This is a genomic window from Nocardia sp. NPDC058519, from assembly GCF_042719755.1.
Classification (GTDB): domain Bacteria; phylum Actinomycetota; class Actinomycetes; order Mycobacteriales; family Mycobacteriaceae; genus Nocardia.
In genome coordinates, this window is sequence record NZ_JBHXNK010000015.1 from 1 (window position 1) to 15395 (window position 15395).

Genomic DNA, 15395 nt, shown 5'->3' on the forward strand with positions numbered 1-15395 from the left:
CGTCGGACACAACGATCTCAACAGCAGAAGGCCCACGATTCGACACGCAAACAGGCTAACAATTTATCTGGCTTATTTCAGGCGTGACACACTAGCGAGACGGCCCGACAAGCACTAGCGGATCCGAACGAACACGGGACGAGACGCGGGCGAGGGTGCTCGCGGGGTCACGGAACGAACGGTGCCTACCTCACGCATTACTCCGCGAGGAGTCCGACGAGTCCGAGTTCGACAAGGTCGGAATGCTGTGCAGAACGGTACTATTCGTCGACCAGGGCACCGTTCAGAAGACCCGCCATGCTAGGAGAACAGTTGTGAGGCGCGTAGCTGTTGCTGGATGCATCGCAGCTTTGGCGGCTGGGTTGGGTGCATGCAGTGGCGCCGGTCAAGACGGCGTGTTTGTAACTCCTTCGGTGGTGGTGTCCACTGGGGCATCAACGACGTCTGTGGTGAGATCCTCGCTCCCGCCCGCAGCCACTACCGCTGCCGCTGTGGTCGATGCGATGGAGGCTGCGGGCCTTCCTGCTACGGGGCGCGCGGACCGCACCAAGGTAGCTGGATGCGCTGATCTGGGGTGTTCACAGATGATCGCGATTGATCCGGTTTCGGTGTACCAGTTCGGTGGCGAAGCGGCTGCGGAGAAGTACGCAACCGTCATGTCGAAATCGTCTCTGATTTACAGGAACGGCTCGATCGTGCTGCGCTTCAAGCGTGATGGGCCGAGCCCGATCGACGAGACCTTGATTCCGCAATATCAGGCCGCGCTCGACGGGCTTCTTCCGTAGTCTGCGCATCCCGTTACTGCCCAGGGCCATGACAACTCCGACTCGCTGCCGTTGGTCTCACAATGCGGCGTGGTCTCGCGCATGTCCTGCTCCGATCGAGATGTCCGGCATCGTCAGTCCGTGGGTACTGGCCGCATGAACGGGACGCATCTTCACGCCACGGTAGAGCACGCGTATCGCCGTCTGTTCCTCGTCGGCGGGGAGGAACACCACCCATCGCTCAAGAGGCCCTACGCTCCAGAGTTCGACTGCTGAAGTAGCGCGGCGGGCACGCTGACTGAGCTGTAGCCACATCCGCCCCCGGAAGGCGTTGTGCGTAACGGAATTCGCTGCAAGAACGGTGTGCACGGCGTGAAGCTCTCCAGAGGTGAAAACGCTGCGGTCACCGCATCGACGGTGGCGGTGACCCTGACGTGGGGATCACAGTCCGACGTCGATCCGCAAGCGCTCCTCCTGGCCGAGAACGGAAAGATCCGGACGAACGACGATTTCGTGTTCTACAACGCGGCAAAACACCCGTCAGATGCGGTCTCGCTGACCGAATCCGGCACTGGCCGTGCCGTTCTCACGGTCTCGCTTGCCACTGTTGAAACAGCGGTTTCCCGCATCGTCGTCTCGGCATCGGTTGACGAGGGGTCGTTCCGCGACGTCCGGGACCTCACGCTGACGGTCCAGGATGAGAGCGACGCACTGATCTCGTTCGAGGTCGATCAGCCCGATGCTGTTGCCGCGATCGTGCTCGGCGAGTTCTATCGACGAAACGGAACGTGGAAATTTCGGGCAGTCGGCCAGGGATGGGCGAACGGGCTACGTGGACTTGCCGAAGAATTCGGTGTGGAAGTCGACGACCCACCCGCGAACCCGTCACCAGCAGAATCGCCAGCTCCCGCACCCAACGGCGCGGAACCCCAGCCATCCCCGGCGCGGATGGAACCGGGGTGGTATCCGGAGGTGGCGGGCTCAGGTCTGCTGCGTTGGTGGAACGGCACCGGTTGGACCGACGACACCTGGCAACTGATTCCGTCGGATCCGGCGTTGTGCGAGCGCTGTGGCAGAGAACGGCGGATCTCCCGGTTCGGTAGCCCGCCTCCGTGCCGGTGGTGTGAGTCCGACGTCAACAGATTCATGGAAACGTGGCGATCCCCGGCTTGGCGGGTGCTGACAGAGTCCGGACCGCGCGGTAGCGGATGGGAGGAGCTGTGGGTCGCTCTGCGTTTCGAACGGATTCATGATGCCAGCGGTCGAGAAGCTCTGCGTCCCCTTGCCGTCGCCTATTTGGAACGCGTGGTCGCTTTCGCCTTCGCCGACGACGAAATCGAAGCCGATGAGCTCGGTGACTTCGAGCGTGCGGTTGTCGATCTTGCGGCGGCGGTTGATCTGAGGGTTGCCCAACGACGTGTCGACGAGCTCCGCCAGCGCATGCTCAGAGGCCGATCGCTGACACAGGTCCGTGCCGGGGAGCTCCCTCGCATACAGCGTTCGAACCTGCACCTGGAAGCGGACGAAACGCTGTACGTAGACGTCAACGCGTCACAGATCAAGTACTTGGCCAGCGGACCACGGCACAACAGCGGCAGGCTGATCGGTTCCAGCAAGAAGCTCCGCTTCATCGGCGCCGGAGCTGGTACCGAACTGCCGTGGTCGAAGATCGTCTCGATCACAAGCGAGTACGGGAACGTCATCGTCTCCGCGACCACCGCGCGCGGTGGTGGAACATACGGTGTCCCCGATCCTGAATATGTTGCAGCGGTGTTGGAGGGAGCGTTGCGGATCGCGAAGCGACTGGTTCTCGCTCCTGGACAACGTGATACCCGATCGATCCCGCCAGATGTGAAATCCGAGGTGTGGCAACGAGACGGCGGTCGGTGTTGTCAATGCGGCGATGCCCACTACCTCGAATTCGATCACGTCATCCCACTTAGTCGAGGTGGCGCAACGAGCGTCGGAAACCTCCAAATCTTGTGCCGTCGATGCAATCTTGAGAAGGGCGCGCGGATCTGACCGGTTCTAGCTTCACGGTGGCTGTCAGTGTCCGGGAACGGATGTCGATCGCGTGGACGCTACCGGTCTCGCGGTTGGCCACGTAGGCAATATGTCGGTGGTGTTGATGACGATTCCGTGCGGTCGGGTCAGTGCGTCACGGCGTCGGCGGAGCGGTCACCGAAGGGATGTCGCCAGGTGCGGCGTGCGCTCGCACTACGCGGTGTCTTCGCGAGCACGGTCCCCTTCTCCTTCGGTTCGGCCGAAGGACGGAAGGTCCGCCCGCTCGTGCCGGTGCGACGGGCGAGCCGAAGATCGGCCTTGGTCTGACGCAGGCGCTGCGACGAACGGTGCGCGCCGGCGGTGAGCAGGACCAGGCCGAGCATGCCGATGGCTCCGAGCACGACTGCCCACAGGAACAACGTGCCCGACGTTGCGGTGATGTGGTAGCCGAGCAGGCTGAAGTCGTCGCTGAGCGTGTGGGCGGGTCCGCTGTTGCTCAGCACGCCCGCCGTGCCGATCACCACCGCGGCGATGAGCAGGACCAGGCCGAGGAAAACAATCATGACAGTCTCCGAATCCGGTTACACCGGTGTACGTGTGGTGCCGCCCGCCCGCTGGCCGCGTGCGAGTCGAGCCGATGAGCGGACCGACGATCGTGATGCCACGGTGCACAGCGACCCGGCGTCACCGCCCTTCACTCCGTGGAATACCCCGATCCGAGCGGGCGACGCAGCTGCCGGGGCGCGATCGTCGAGATGTCACCGCTGGCGATCGGAAGGCCGGTCCCCGAAAGCCTCACCGCAGGTCCGCGATTCGGGGAGGTACCGGCTGGGTGGGGTCGGCGAACCGCCGCAGCACGAGTACCGCGAAGAGCCCGTTCGGCTTGAGCCCCTCGTCGGCCGCCCCGCCAGATCTTCCGTGGTGGCCTTCCCGACCAGGGAGCACCGGGCCAGCAAGTCCGCCCTGAACCAGCTGAGCTCAGCTTCGCTGCGCGGCACGGCGACGACCCGCGCACGTTGCTGCTCATAGCACCGGGCTGGGTGAAGACCGATCTGGGCGGCCCCAGCGCACGCCTGAACATCGACGAGTCCATGCCACGCCATGGGTGCGGGCTCGGAAAGCGCCCCACAGAAACCCCCACTTTTAACCGGAATCAACGCGAATCCACGGGAATCGTTGAGAACGGTCTTTTCGTGAAAAAGCCTGGTGCTGAGTACTATTGGGCACTGATGGGTAGGTTCTGGACAATTGGAACCCGCGCCAAGTGGTCAGAAGTACCAGGGCGAGTTGGTCGCCTTGATCGCGACGGTGGCGATACTTGGCACGGCCGCAGCTGAGTATCGGGCAGTAGGTCGATCAAGCCGAAGATCCCGGTGTTCCAGCGCCGACCCGATGCACTGAGACGGACCGACGGTCAACGCTACAGGCGGGGGGCAGCGCTTCAGGAGCTTCAGAGCATGAATCGCGGTTTCCTCACATACGGCGTGCTGTGGGACCCGTGCAGAAGGCTGAGCAAACTTTCGGCGGCAGCACTCATATGCTCGCCGGTCCGGATCTACTGAACCTAACTGCGCGTTCCAGAATGCGCGGTTCGCCTCGACAAGGCCAGCCGGTCGAGGCGAAACCTTCCCCGTGCACCCACACGCCGCCGCCACGTCGCGGGGCACCCTCGACCTTAGTCGAGTCAGCAGCGCGATCACGCGAGCCGCGCCAGCCCCGGCGGGGGCACACGCAGCGTCGGTTCCAGACCAACAAGCCCTAGGCGTGAGAGGCGGAAAGGGGCTCCGCTGAACTCGCCGACGGGCGCCGCGAGGGGGCTACTCCCGCGTCTTCGGCAGGCCGTGGAGTTCAAAAACGTGGGGTTTCTGTGGGAATTGGCCGAAAAACGTCAAATCTCCGAAAAAGCGAAACCCCCTCCGACCCAGGTCAGAGGGGGTTTTCACTGTCGGGCTGACAGGATTTGAACCTGCGACCACTTGACCCCCAGTTCAGCGGGGAGGCGGAAAAGCCTGGTCAGGAGGCATTTTCGTTGGTGCACCGATTGGCGCTGACGTGGAGGTTGTTCAGCATCGTTCGTAACGTGTGGTCCCGTGGTGGTCCCGTGGTGGTCCCGTAGTTTTGGCCCTGTTCTGGGTTGGGTTGCGCACATGGGGGCTGGCTCACCGCCTGCCCGATACGGCCTGCCGTTCACGCGTAGAGGCTCGCAGGTCAAGGGTTGCTCAGCAATCAGCGGAGCTGACGCCATCGGCGCCCTTGAGGTGTGAGGGGCGCGGGATCACAATGCAGGCCAACCCAGAACAGGGCCACGCGGCCGCCGGTCGCGATACCACCACCCTCACCGCGGATTCTGTTCAGCAATCCGGCCCGGCACCTAGGTCAGCGGCCGGAGGTCGCTATTCGTCTGCCAACCCAGGAGGGCACAGAAAAGGGGCCGAAGCCCCTTCCTGGTCAGCAGTCGAGCGCGGCGAGCGAACGGTTCGAGGTGAGGAAGTGGCGGTGGTGGGTGGGGCAGTAGGCGTAGGTGTAGGTGCGCTTCTGCCACTCGGACTCGGCGAGGTGGGTGGCGGGGTTGGTGCAGCCGCGGATGTCGCAGATCGTGGCGGGGGTGATGTTCATGGTCGGGGGCCTTCCGTGTCGGTGGGATCTGGGCTCGCCCGGACCAGGCCGCACCCACCCCGGCAAGGGCTCACCGCCCGAGGGGGTCACCCGGCTGCAATCCCTGGGGTGAGATGACGTCCCGAAATCACGTCGCCGCTGGTGACCCCCTCGGGTGGTGACAACGCTTGGTCCTTGCCGGGGTGGGTGTGGTCTGGTACGCCATCGGCAGATTCTGCCGACACGGAAGGACCTCGGCCATCGCCCCCGGCACGATCTGCGGCATTGTCGCGACTGCACCAACCCCGCCACCCACCGGAGGTGACCGGGTGGCAGAAGCGCACCTGCACCTACGCCGGTCACCTGCTACCGCGGCTTGGTCACCTCGAGGCGTTCGATGGTCGTGCTCGACTGCTGACCAGGAAGGGGCTTCGGTCCCGCGTTCTGGCCCGACGAACCACCAACCAACGTGCCGATCATCTTCCGAGTCCATCGCTGATCGGGACCACAGCCAGTCGACCCGGCAAGTAGCCGGCCTTTTCGTCCTCGACTACGGGAGGTCGATCGGGTACGGCTCCCGTCGCGCCCACACTGCTCGGTTGTTGAAGAAGCGAGCACGTAGAAGAACAGCTGCCTCCGGTATGCGCGTGCTCGTCGCCGACGTGCCGACGGGCCGCGCGACTCGCCCTTTGTCGCGCGCTGCGCGTCGCAGCGCGGCGGCGGCGCGCACGCGCCGCCGTTGGCGCTCTTGACTCTATATAGCCGAATTCAGCAACAACTCCGTGAAGTGACGGGCGCTCAGCAACTCGGGAACGTTCACCGACTGTGCTGCTCCGTGATCGAAGTGACGACGGGCTGAGACTCGTTGGCTCGGTGGTGATTGTGCTGGGTGGTGATTGTGCGGGAGCTGCGGACACCGGCCACGTACTCGGTCGCGGTAGCTCGAAGAGTCGTTTGCCCGTCGAGAACATGCCTCGAATGCCGGAAGGGTCTGGGGTGCAAACGGTTCCGTGTCGTGATGCCTCGAGTACGCTGAGATCACCTCCAGCTCAGGGGCGGTACGGGACCTGGTCACCGTGCCGTGCCGGGAAGGGAGGTGATGAACATGGCTAAACACCGCCGGAGCATGAAAGAAACCCCGGTCGATTACGGTCTGCTGCTTGCGACAGCTTCCGTGATCGCCGGGGCTCTGTTCCTGGTCAGCCGAGTTCGACGGGCTAGCTAGTTCATCAGGGTGGGCGTCGATGCAACGGCGTCCACCCGCTCGGCATCACTCTCGTGATGGCCTCGATGGTACCCCGAGTACCCCAAACTTCACACCCAAAGGGAGGTAAGGTTCGGCAGCTCTGACATGGGCTGAGCTGCGAAGCCAAGTGCGTTTTTCGCATCACATGGCCAATCGGTGCCCCGAAGACTCAGAATCGAACCATGAGCGGGCTAGCACTGACGACAGAGCGACAAGCAGAATTGACAGAGCTACTCAACGACGAAGCGAGGTTGGACGCCGCGTTCCCCCACGTTGCGGACTATCTGGATACCGTGATGCGCCTTCCGGGTTCGGGTGATCCGGAGCGGGACGCATCGTTCGATCTCAGGATGGTGCACTTTCTGACTGGAGGGTTGACGCCATCTGGCAACCCATATTGGGAAGTCGTGGCGCCGGTCGTCTCCCGAGATGACAAGGGGCGCCGGGCCATCCATGGCCAGTCAGGCAAGGCGCGACTCGCATACGCAGAGACGGTTCTCCAGTCCACCTACGCGTACGCGATTCCATCGCCCGAAACACTGGCGTGGGTTGGGGACTTCGCCGCTGGCCGCACGCTGCTGGAGCTGGGAGCCGGTCGCGGATATTGGGCCAGTCAACTCTCCGACACCGGATGTCGGGTCATGGCTTACGATTCCGAGCCTCCAAACGAGACGGTGAACCCGTCATTCCCCGTGGTGAGCGGGCAGAAGGCCGTATGGCACCCGGTCGAGGGTCTCGATGCATACGCAACTGCGGACAAATCCGATGCCGTGTTGTTCCTGTGCTGGCCGCCTGGGTGGGGGGATCCGATGGCGTCTGAAGCATTGGCCGCGTTCGAGCGAGACGGTGGAAGTCAACTTGTGTTCGTCGGGGAGCCGCAGGGCGGAAAGACCGGCGATGATGCATTCTTCGCGGGCCTCGCCGATCGGTGGGAGCTCGCCGCGGAGGATGCCGACTACGTGACCTGGTTCCGCAACTGCGACGTTGCGCAAGGATGGGTCTTGCGTCGGTAGGACACACCAGAACAGCCCGGTCACCCCACCAATGTGAGGTGACCGGGCTGTTTGATTTCGGCGTGCGCTAGACCTTGGTCGCGTCCGCAGGATTCAACGACATTCGAAAGACAAACGCCTCGTAGCGATCGCGTGGGTACGAGACGTACGAGATCATCACGACCTGATCGCCTGGCGCGATGAAGCGCTGATAAACCGACTTCACCAGGCCACCAGGCGAAGCCCTCAACCATTCCGCATGCGTCGCTGTCGGCAGACTGTCGGAGAGGGTCTCTTCGAGGAACGTTGCGCCGGAAATGCCCTCGACACCGATCGGCTGGTAGGTGTCCGAGATGGAAATAGGCCGGCGGTCTTCGCTCGCACGAGTGATTGTGTGCGTCACTCGGGTCCCCGGCTTCAGGCCCAACGCAGCGGCCACCTCGTCGCTGGCACTGATCTCCTGGACGTGACGGTCGATTACGACTTTCTGCTCAGACTCGTCATCTGACTCGCTGCGGAACGTCTCTTCGGGGTCCTCGAGCTGGCGCTCCGGGGACACACGCACCAAATTCGGGCGATCAGCGACGAATGTCCCTCGGCGGGGCACTGTCCTAACAAGCCCCTGACTGATCAGCAGGTCAACCGCCGCGCGAATGACGATGGCCGAGACGTTGTGCTTTGTCGTGAGTTCCGCGTAGCTGGGTAGCTGGGTGCCAGGCATCAGCTTTCCGCTGCGAATGTCGCGGGCGAACTTACCGGCGATGGCTACGTACTGCGGCTCGGACATGAATTCTCATCCCTCTCGCGTTGGGCGTGTGTTTCCTTTTTCAGTATACGCAACTAGTCATACACACAGGTAAATCCCCATTTACGCCCATCTGGCAACCGGACAGCACCCGCGACTTTGCGAGAAGGTCTTGTGTGCATACACAACTGCACATACACTAGAGTCACGGGGCGCAGAGACCAACCGAATCGACATCCACCGAAGCCCCCCAGCACACAAGGAGACAGACCATGGCACTTCAGCGCGGTTTCCGCTTCCCCGTCTCGCAGACCGAGGCGTTCCCGATGGGCTTGCTGCTGAACGGTCCGATCGAGGCTGCGATCAAGTACAACCCGGACCGCAACGCGATGCCGGAGCAGTTGCGTGACTACAACCCGAAGACCAACGAGGGCACGGGCTTGCTGATGTGGAAGGCCAATGTCACCGATCCGCACGAGCCCAAGGCCAAGCGCAAGAGCTTCGAGCTGATCTTCCTGGCCGAGAACGTTCCGGCGGTCACGGGTGAGGAGCTGGCTCCCGGCACGGGTCTGCGGATGCTCCAGGTGGAAGGCTTGATGGCTGAGCCGAAGGTGATGGGGCAGGGCGAGTTCAAGTACCTGGGCTACCAGTACTTCGCGGGTGCGATCAAGGGCGACAACTCCGGTGCCCGCAACCGCCCCGTCGCTGACAAGGCCGCGTGATCGTCATGTCGATGATGTTCGTGAGCAGCGGCGTGTGGGGCCTGACCGTGGCTGAGTACCTCGAAGAGGTGCACGAGTCGGCGGACCCGGCGTATGTGCGTGTGCGCTTGAACGAGACCTCCGGTGGAGACGTGAATCTCTTCCTGGAGATCGAGGATGTTCGGTATCTCGCCGAGGTGCTGCCGGGGCTGGTGATGGCTCACGATGCCGCCGAGCATGTTCGGGCCGAACAGGTGGCCGCTGAGAAGTCCGCAGCGAAGTCCCGGGCGGCGTGACCGTGAGTACGGCGGATCAGCAGCCCAAGAGTGTTCGGTGGGCTCGCTGGTCCGCCGTTCTCATTGTCTCGGTCATCGGGCTCGCCGCGTTCGTTCTCTCGTTCGCGGCGCTGCGTGACCTCGCGGTCATGGCACACACACCTACTCATCTGGCGTGGCTGTTCCCGGTGATCGTGGACGGCACCATCATTCAAGCCACGATCGCGGTCCTGGCCTTGGCCGACAGCGACGAACGGACCTTCTTCACCCGTGTGCTGATCGCTGGGGCGACGGTCTCGATCGGCGGGAACATCGCGCACGCACTGGTATCGGGTCACGGCGCTCTGGCCGCCATCCTCGCGGTGATCGCTCCCGCTGCGTTGCTGCTCGACACTCACGGCCTGGCGGTGCTGCTGCGCACCCGCAACACATTGCCGACCGAACCTGCTACCTCTGCCGTCGTAGCCGAACCGGTTGAACCCTTTGTCCCCGAACCTGTTCCGGCACCGATGTCGACGAGTTCGCCGATTCCCCCGGCACCTGTCCGGCCGACCACACCGCCGCCTGTGCGGGTGGTCCAACCTTTCCAACCTCCGCGCCCTGTTCCGGTCGCGGTCTCCACAGGAGGCAACTGAAATGTCTGACCGTTCGCACGTCCATATGTCCACCAGTACCGATGACGCTCCGATCCGTGTCGAGTACGCCGACTACCTGAACAAGGTGCTCGTCGACCTCGGCATCGCCCAGGCGTTCCTCACACCTGAGCACGCCGCAGACCTGGTCGATCAGCTCACCGCCGCACTCGATGTCTACGCGTCGACCTTGAAGGCGGTGGCGTGATGTCGCATCCATTCGAGCAGCCCGAACCGGTCAAGGCCGAAAACCATTGGGTCTCACCGGACAAGACCCGTCGTATCGATTTCGAGGTGTGGGGCGCTCATGTGCACGGGTACGGCTCCCCGGCTGTCCGCTTCCAGGAGTCGTCCGGGGAGGTGTGGCTGAGCCTGGGCGGGCGTCACAGGGACGGCGGTACCCCGATCCTGCGTATGAGCGTCGCGGCTGCGGGCGAACTTGCCACGTTGCTGAGCCGCGCCAACCTGGACGGGCTGATCGGTCAAGGCGTGGTTCCCGCGGAGCTGGCGCAACCGTATCGGGATGTCACCTGCGAGCCGTGTGACTGCCTGCAATGCGTCGCTACCGCCCTGGCCGAAGACCGCAACCGCGAGGTGTGCGACTGCCCGCAATGCCTGACCGAACGCGTGAAAGGACAGCGCTGATGTTGCACCAGCGTGAGGGTTACTGGGAGACCCGCAAGGAACCCACTTGGTCGCGGGGGTGGATGTTCGACGCCGACAACACCCGCAACGTTCTGCACGCCGAGGGTGTTCTCGGTGTCCGCTATGACGGCGGTCTGTGCGATGAAGCTCCCGGCATCGTGATCGCGTTGGGTCATGCTCCGAGCGGGCTGAATCTCGAACTCGCTGTTGATGAGGCGATGGAACTGATCGAGATGCTGGCCGCCGCGATCGGTGAAGCGCACGGTGTGCCACAGCCTTTCATCGACGTGACCGGTGAGCGGTGCCAGTGGGCGTGCTGCAACCCCAAGGCGGTGCGGTGATGGGCACAACCATCGTTTCGATCTCCACCGTCCTCGCCGCTGGCGTGATGCTGTGGTGGCGTCACCTCGACAACCCTTCCCGTTTCCGCGTCGCTGATGTCGACCCGTTCGACGGAGTGCCGGCGGATTTGCGTCCCGCGGCTGTGATCCTGACCGAGGTCAAGCACCTCGAGATGATGTGGGCCGCACTGGGTCTGGGCTCGGCGGGGAACTGGCCAACCATCGTCGGTGGTGTCGACCTGACCCCCACCGGTGCGGTGCTCGACGTGCAGATCGTCGGCGGGCAGAAACTGACCGACTGGACCAACGAGGACACCGCCGACGCACTGGCGCAATACCTCGCGGTTCCGAAAGTCCTTGTCTCTCAAGCGGGTCCGGGATTCGTTCGGCTGGAACTGTGGTGCTTTGACACCCTGGCCGAACCTGTTGTCTCGGTGCAGGAAGCGACCGGGGTGGACCTGGAAGCGGTCCCGGTCGGCAGGCATGAGGACGGCCGGTTGTGGCTGCTGCGCATCCTGGGCGCTCATATCTTGCTCGCCGGTGCCACCGGGTCGGGCAAGGGCTCGGTGTTGTGGTCGGTCATCGCCGGACTCGGGCGCGCGATCAAAGCCGGATACGTCGATGTGTGGGTCGCGGACCCCAAAGGCGGCATGGAATTTTCCCGCGGCGAAGACCTGTTCACCCGGTTCGAGTGGGAAGCGTCGGGCATCTTGGCGATGCTCTCGGACGCGGTGGCGCAGATGCGGGAACGGACCGCCAAGCTCAAGGCCGCGAAGGTCCGCGTGTTCGAGCCGTCCCCGGCTGACCCGCTGGTGTTGATCATCATCGACGAGGCTGCGGCGTTGTCGTCGTATGCGTCCCGTGAGGAGCAAGAGAAGTTCCGGCAGCTGTCGGGCCTGTTGCAAACCCAGGGTCGTGCGGTCGGCTACTCGGTGATCTCGGCGGTGCAGGACCCGTCCAAGGACACCATGCCCAACCGGCAGCTGTTCACCGTCCGGATCGGCTTGCGCCTGGACGAGCCGACGCAGATCGCGATGGTGCACGGCGAATCGGCCAAGGACCGTGGTGCACGGTGCACCGAAATCCCTGCCACATCACAGGGCGTCGGCTACGTCGCTGAAGACGGTCGGGCGGGGTTCTCGCGGGTGCGGGCGTTCTGGGTGGCCAACGACGACATCGACGCCCTGGTGGCCGCGTACGCCCCCGAAAAGCCCGATTACACACCCCAAGCCGACTACACCGACTTCGACCCCGACTACATCCCCGGCGAAGACGACGACCTCGGGCAGGCGGCATGAAACGCGGAATGGTCACCGAATCCCACGTCGTCATCTACTGCGACACCTGCGGCGACATCCTCACCGATGCCGATGGGGAATCGATCTGCTTCGACTCCACCAACCAAGCCGCGGCCTTCCTCACCGCCGATCGCGCAAGCGGCTGGATCTACGACGGCGACCGCATCACCTGCATCACCTGCATCGCGGTGGCCGAGTGCGCGGCCAGTGGTCACGAATTCCCGGAGTCGATCTGGCCGTGCTTCGACGGCGACCTCGCCTGCTACGGGTGTGGAATCACCAAATCCGAACTGACACAGGGGAACTGACAATGAAGCGCAAGAACGATACCCGCACCGACAACGGTCTCGCGGACGTCATCGACTTTCAGACCCGGAGCCGTTTCCGGTCCGAAGCCCGCGGCCTCGACCCCCTCGAGGTGGCGGTCACGATGCTCGCCGAATCCGGCTACGCCCCCGCCTGGAACGACTACGGCACGGATGGATGGGACGACGCAGCATGACCGGTCCGGCCAAAGCCAAGCACTGGGGCCTGCTCGTCGGCGAGACGGTCCACCCGCTGCCCAAAGCTCGCGGAGCCGCCGACGCCTACATCGCCTCTGGCAAGGACCGTCGAGACACCGAAGTGGTCTACCGACACAACACAACTGACCCGTGGCTCACCTTCACCCGCGACCACGAAGTACCCACCCAGCTCGAATTCGATTGGAATGCAGCATGACTCGCACTACGACCACGACCACGAACGACACCGACTTCGGCGACGTGATCATGGACATGATCGGCAACCTCCTGGTCGCCATCGTCACCGCCGCCTTCCAACTGATCTGGTTGGCGATCCTGTTCCCGATCCTCTCGGTCCCCGCCGGCCTTTCTGTCGCGGCTGGATGGTTCTACGGCTGGCCTGCCGGGGTCGGGGTGGCTGGTGTGGCTGTCGCGGGGATGGTGCTGTGGCGAGTTTCGAGTCCGCAGACCTTCGAGCGCTGGCTCACCGGTCGCATCCGGTCCCGATTCCTGACCTGGTTCCGCTACCGCCGCCGCTGGACCTCGGTCATGAACGCTTGCCTGTTGGCTCGCAAAGACGGTGACCGAGTACTCATCCCGCGGCTGGTCGACGTGCGGATCGGGGAATCTCTCGATGTGGTGCGGGCGAAGATGCTGCCCGGTCACGCCCCTAGCGATTGGGAGAACCGTGCCGAGCACGTGGCCCACGCGTTCGGTACCCGCCATGCCCAAGTTGCCATCGTCGGTCCCAGCCTCCTCGAGGTCACCTTCCGTCGTTCCGATTCGCTCGCTGAACCGATCGTCGTCGACTTCGAATCGATGGCCGGTTTCAAAACCTTGCCGCTGCGCAAGGCCGCATGAACACCACCACCGATCGCCTAGCTGAGGGAGGCCACACCATGGACAACGCCACCAACACTGCCGAATCCGCCCCCGTGGCCTCCCTCGGCCGTACGACAGCCGCCCAGCGCCGCGCAATGCCCTCACTGAAGGACATCGCCGAATCGGCCGCGGAGAAGGAAGGCGTGTGCGCTCGGGTCATTCCGATGCGTGCCGTCGACGACACCACCGGCAAGATCTCCTACATCGGCGCACCGTGCAAATGCCGCTTCGAAGCGATCTGCCCGGCCTGCGCCAAGGCTTACCGCACCCTGCGGGCCAACCAGCTCCGTGAAGGGTGGTGCCTGAGTGAGGAACCGGTCGATGAGACCGTCGAGCCCACTCAGGAACAAACAGACTTGCTCACTGCCCGCGCGCACCTGTTCGACCAGTTCCGCCAGGCTCGCGAAGACGAAGACGACGAACTCGCCGACTCGATCCGTGCCCTGGTCATCGAGATCGACGCCGAACTGCGTGACCTCGGTGTCAAAGGTCGGTTCCCGTCGCTGGATGAGAAACCACGCCGTAAAGCCAAGTCCACCCGCCGCCGCCAGGACGTCCCGAACCTGCCCCGCCGCAAGGTCGAAAAACGCACCCTGGGCCAGGTCTACAACGGGTACCAGCCCTCCACCTTCCTGACCGTCACCCTCGACAGCTACGGCCCGATCAACCAGGTGTGGGACCCCAAGGCGGGCAAAGACGGCAAGGGCGCCATGGTCTCGGATGGTTCCCCGGTCGATCCGGAAACCTACGACTACTCCCGTGCAGCCCGCGACGCGATCCACTTCGCCGCACTGGTCGACCGCTGGGTCCAGAACCTGCGTAGGGCGGTCGGCTGGGATGTGCAGTACTTCGCCAGTGTGGAACCGCAGAAGCGGGGTGCCCCACACCTGCACCTGGCTATTCGTGGGTCGGTGTCGAACAAGATGCTGAAAGCGGTCACCGCGGCGACCTACCGCCAGATCTGGTGGCCGCACTTCGACAAGCCGGTCTACCACGACGGGCAGATGCCCGAATGGGACTACGTGGCTGGCACTTTCGTCGACCCTCAAACGGGTGACCTGCTGCCCTCCTGGGATGACGCCCTGGCGGTGATGGACGAGGTAGACGACCTCGAACCCGCGCACGTGGTCCGCTTCGGGGTGCAGAAGAAGTCGATTCAGATCCTCGGCGGTACCGACAAGATGGAACGCCGGGTGCGGTACCTGACGAAGTACCTGACCAAGAGCGTCGCCGACCTGCTCGAACCGGACTCGCGTCGCGTCGCCGAACACTACGACCGTCTCCACGCGGAGATGTGCGTGACGCCGTGCTCGCCGAAATGCGGGGTGTGGTTGCGCTACGGCATCGTGCCCAAGGGCGCCAGCGAGAAGACCCAACCCGGCTACTGCAAGGGCAAAGCGCACCGCCGCGACACTCTCGGCTTGCCCGGTCGACGGGTCCTGAACTCGAAAAAGTGGACCGGTAAGACCTTGCCCGACCACAAAGCCGAACGCGCGGAATTTGTTCGGCAACAGCTCGCGGCCGTGGGCATCGTCAAACCCGACACCTCACACGTGCGGGTGTATCCGGTCCCGTCTGGTGATCCGGACGCGCCACCGCGCGAACACCTGGTGATGGCGCTGGTGAACGCTCGCTCGATATGGCGTGCCGAGTACACCACCGCGCGAATGGCACTCGCCGATGATCCACCCGGTGACCAGGGCGTTTCACGTGAAACTGTTGTGCAACAAGGGCTTTCAACTATCACGCAGTCGGCAGCGTAGGAGGGTACG

At 63.8% G+C, this 15395-nt stretch carries 18 protein-coding genes; 15 read left to right on the top strand and 3 right to left on the bottom strand.

All coding sequences use genetic code 11. The annotated features are described in order from the left end of the window. The first annotated feature begins 584 nt into the window (after positions 1-584). On the top strand, positions 585-785 hold the full coding sequence (locus ACFWPK_RS17810) for a hypothetical protein (protein WP_378917029.1): 201 nt from the start codon (positions 585-587) through the stop codon (positions 783-785). A gap of 312 nt (positions 786-1097) precedes the next feature. After that, positions 1098-2786 carry a TerD family protein gene (locus ACFWPK_RS17815; protein ID WP_378917031.1) on the top strand — a complete coding sequence of 563 codons (1689 nt, stop codon included), beginning with the start codon at positions 1098-1100 and terminating at the stop codon, positions 2784-2786. Positions 2787-2914: 128 nt separating this feature from the next. On the opposite strand, the gene ACFWPK_RS17820 is transcribed toward ACFWPK_RS17815, so the two are convergent. Together ACFWPK_RS17820 and ACFWPK_RS17825 are read right to left on the bottom strand one after the other, a co-directional pair. After that, a complete protein-coding gene (locus ACFWPK_RS17820; RefSeq protein WP_378917034.1) occupies positions 2915-3331 on the bottom strand; it encodes a hypothetical protein in 417 nt (138 codons plus the stop codon). A 1885-nt stretch (positions 3332-5216) separates the two neighbouring features. Then, on the bottom strand, positions 5217-5384 hold the full coding sequence (locus ACFWPK_RS17825; protein WP_378917036.1) for a hypothetical protein: 168 nt from the start codon (positions 5382-5384) through the stop codon (positions 5217-5219). A gap of 1407 nt (positions 5385-6791) precedes the next feature. Between ACFWPK_RS17825 and ACFWPK_RS17830 the strand changes: the two genes are divergently transcribed. After that, the gene (locus tag ACFWPK_RS17830) at positions 6792-7622 is read left to right on the top strand and encodes a hypothetical protein (RefSeq protein WP_378917038.1); all 831 of its coding nucleotides are present in this window, start codon (positions 6792-6794) and stop codon (positions 7620-7622) included. A gap of 67 nt (positions 7623-7689) precedes the next feature. Here the strand turns inward: ACFWPK_RS17830 and ACFWPK_RS17835 are convergent, their stop codons facing one another. Further along, positions 7690-8388, bottom strand: coding sequence for a GntR family transcriptional regulator (locus tag ACFWPK_RS17835; RefSeq protein ID WP_378917040.1), 699 nt, complete (start codon positions 8386-8388; stop codon positions 7690-7692). Between the two features lie 230 nt (positions 8389-8618). Between ACFWPK_RS17835 and ACFWPK_RS17840 the strand changes: the two genes are divergently transcribed. The 12 genes from ACFWPK_RS17840 to ACFWPK_RS17895 are packed head-to-tail and all read left to right on the top strand — an operon-like array spanning position 8619 to position 15386. Next, positions 8619-9068 carry a hypothetical protein gene (locus tag ACFWPK_RS17840; protein ID WP_378917043.1) on the top strand — a complete coding sequence of 150 codons (450 nt, stop codon included), beginning with the start codon at positions 8619-8621 and terminating at the stop codon, positions 9066-9068. Positions 9069-9079: 11 nt separating this feature from the next. Beyond that, positions 9080-9343 carry a hypothetical protein gene (locus tag ACFWPK_RS17845; protein WP_378917045.1) on the top strand — a complete coding sequence of 88 codons (264 nt, stop codon included), beginning with the start codon at positions 9080-9082 and terminating at the stop codon, positions 9341-9343. A gap of 2 nt (positions 9344-9345) precedes the next feature. After that, positions 9346-9957 (top strand): DUF2637 domain-containing protein, encoded by a 612-nt coding sequence (locus ACFWPK_RS17850; RefSeq protein WP_378917047.1) that lies wholly within the window; start codon positions 9346-9348, stop codon positions 9955-9957. 1 nt (position 9958) lies between these two features. Further along, the gene (locus tag ACFWPK_RS17855; RefSeq protein WP_378917049.1) at positions 9959-10162 is read left to right on the top strand and encodes a hypothetical protein; all 204 of its coding nucleotides are present in this window, start codon (positions 9959-9961) and stop codon (positions 10160-10162) included. After that, positions 10162-10599: a hypothetical protein gene (locus ACFWPK_RS17860; RefSeq protein ID WP_378917051.1), complete on the top strand. Its 438-nt coding sequence runs from the start codon at positions 10162-10164 to the stop codon at positions 10597-10599. Before ACFWPK_RS17855 ends, ACFWPK_RS17860 begins: the two co-directional genes overlap by 1 nt. Further along, entirely contained in the window at positions 10599-10940 is a 342-nt protein-coding gene (locus tag ACFWPK_RS17865; protein ID WP_378917053.1) for a hypothetical protein, read from the top strand. Before ACFWPK_RS17860 ends, ACFWPK_RS17865 begins: the two co-directional genes overlap by 1 nt. Further along, positions 10940-12238, top strand: a complete 1299-nt coding sequence (locus ACFWPK_RS17870; RefSeq protein ID WP_378917055.1) for an FtsK/SpoIIIE domain-containing protein — start codon at positions 10940-10942, stop codon at positions 12236-12238. The genes ACFWPK_RS17865 and ACFWPK_RS17870 overlap by 1 nt, the downstream gene beginning before the upstream one ends. Then, a complete protein-coding gene (locus ACFWPK_RS17875; protein WP_378917057.1) occupies positions 12235-12546 on the top strand; it encodes a hypothetical protein in 312 nt (103 codons plus the stop codon). The genes ACFWPK_RS17870 and ACFWPK_RS17875 overlap by 4 nt, the downstream gene beginning before the upstream one ends. Before the next feature lie 2 nt (positions 12547-12548). Further along, a complete protein-coding gene (locus ACFWPK_RS17880) occupies positions 12549-12740 on the top strand; it encodes a hypothetical protein (RefSeq protein ID WP_378917059.1) in 192 nt (63 codons plus the stop codon). Further along, a complete protein-coding gene (locus tag ACFWPK_RS17885) occupies positions 12722-12958 on the top strand; it encodes a hypothetical protein (RefSeq protein ID WP_378917061.1) in 237 nt (78 codons plus the stop codon). The genes ACFWPK_RS17880 and ACFWPK_RS17885 overlap by 19 nt, the downstream gene beginning before the upstream one ends. Then, on the top strand, positions 12955-13602 hold the full coding sequence (locus ACFWPK_RS17890; RefSeq protein WP_378917063.1) for a hypothetical protein: 648 nt from the start codon (positions 12955-12957) through the stop codon (positions 13600-13602). Before ACFWPK_RS17885 ends, ACFWPK_RS17890 begins: the two co-directional genes overlap by 4 nt. Positions 13603-13640: 38 nt before the next feature. Next, the gene (locus tag ACFWPK_RS17895) at positions 13641-15386 is read left to right on the top strand and encodes a replication initiator (RefSeq protein ID WP_378917064.1); all 1746 of its coding nucleotides are present in this window, start codon (positions 13641-13643) and stop codon (positions 15384-15386) included. Positions 15387-15395 lie beyond the last annotated feature (9 nt).

Bases quoted from the DNA above. Each gene is read 5' to 3' on its own strand.
- ACFWPK_RS17810 (WP_378917029.1), top strand. From the start codon at position 585: ATGATCGCGATTGATCCGGTTTCGGTGTACCAGTTCGGTGGCGAAGCG.
- ACFWPK_RS17820 (WP_378917034.1), bottom strand. From the start codon at position 3,331: ATGATTGTTTTCCTCGGCCTGGTCCTGCTCATCGCCGCGGTGGTGATC.
- ACFWPK_RS17825 (WP_378917036.1), bottom strand. From the start codon at position 5,384: ATGAACATCACCCCCGCCACGATCTGCGACATCCGCGGCTGCACCAAC.
- ACFWPK_RS17830 (WP_378917038.1), top strand. From the start codon at position 6,792: ATGAGCGGGCTAGCACTGACGACAGAGCGACAAGCAGAATTGACAGAG.
- ACFWPK_RS17835 (WP_378917040.1), bottom strand. From the start codon at position 8,388: ATGTCCGAGCCGCAGTACGTAGCCATCGCCGGTAAGTTCGCCCGCGAC.
- ACFWPK_RS17840 (WP_378917043.1), top strand. From the start codon at position 8,619: ATGGCACTTCAGCGCGGTTTCCGCTTCCCCGTCTCGCAGACCGAGGCG.
- ACFWPK_RS17845 (WP_378917045.1), top strand. From the start codon at position 9,080: ATGATGTTCGTGAGCAGCGGCGTGTGGGGCCTGACCGTGGCTGAGTAC.
- ACFWPK_RS17855 (WP_378917049.1), top strand. From the start codon at position 9,959: ATGTCTGACCGTTCGCACGTCCATATGTCCACCAGTACCGATGACGCT.
- ACFWPK_RS17860 (WP_378917051.1), top strand. From the start codon at position 10,162: ATGTCGCATCCATTCGAGCAGCCCGAACCGGTCAAGGCCGAAAACCAT.
- ACFWPK_RS17865 (WP_378917053.1), top strand. From the start codon at position 10,599: ATGTTGCACCAGCGTGAGGGTTACTGGGAGACCCGCAAGGAACCCACT.
- ACFWPK_RS17870 (WP_378917055.1), top strand. From the start codon at position 10,940: ATGGGCACAACCATCGTTTCGATCTCCACCGTCCTCGCCGCTGGCGTG.
- ACFWPK_RS17875 (WP_378917057.1), top strand. From the start codon at position 12,235: ATGAAACGCGGAATGGTCACCGAATCCCACGTCGTCATCTACTGCGAC.
- ACFWPK_RS17880 (WP_378917059.1), top strand. From the start codon at position 12,549: ATGAAGCGCAAGAACGATACCCGCACCGACAACGGTCTCGCGGACGTC.
- ACFWPK_RS17885 (WP_378917061.1), top strand. From the start codon at position 12,722: ATGGGACGACGCAGCATGACCGGTCCGGCCAAAGCCAAGCACTGGGGC.
- ACFWPK_RS17890 (WP_378917063.1), top strand. From the start codon at position 12,955: ATGACTCGCACTACGACCACGACCACGAACGACACCGACTTCGGCGAC.
- ACFWPK_RS17895 (WP_378917064.1), top strand. From the start codon at position 13,641: ATGGACAACGCCACCAACACTGCCGAATCCGCCCCCGTGGCCTCCCTC.